The sequence below is a fragment of the Pseudomonas sp. SWRI111 genome, assembly GCF_014268555.1.
In the GTDB taxonomy this organism is placed as follows: Bacteria; Pseudomonadota; Gammaproteobacteria; order Pseudomonadales; family Pseudomonadaceae; genus Aquipseudomonas; species Aquipseudomonas hamedanensis.
Map to the genome: position 1 here is coordinate 1 of NZ_JABWQQ010000110.1, position 266 is coordinate 266.

The 266-nt window shown below is 36.8% G+C and carries 1 pseudogene; it reads left to right on the forward strand.

Annotated elements, in window-relative coordinates:
• Window positions 1–266: pseudogene (locus tag HU755_RS27145) on the forward strand (adenylyl-sulfate kinase); the annotation flags it as partial.

Consider the following 266-nt stretch of genomic DNA (forward strand, 5'->3'; position numbering starts at 1 on the left):
TTTTGTAGACAGTGGGCAAGTTGTACTTACTGCTTTCATTTCTCCATTTCGAGAAGACCGTGATAGAGTAAGAGCTTTATTGGAAGAAAATGAATTTATTGAAGTATATATTAAGTGTTCCATAGAGGCATGTGAAGCGCGTGACCCGAAAGGCTTATACGAAAAGGCATGAAAAGGAATTATTAAAGACTTTACTGGAATTAGTTCTCCATATGAGGAGCCCCTTCATCCAGAAATAATAGTAGACACAGAGAAACATTCTATTG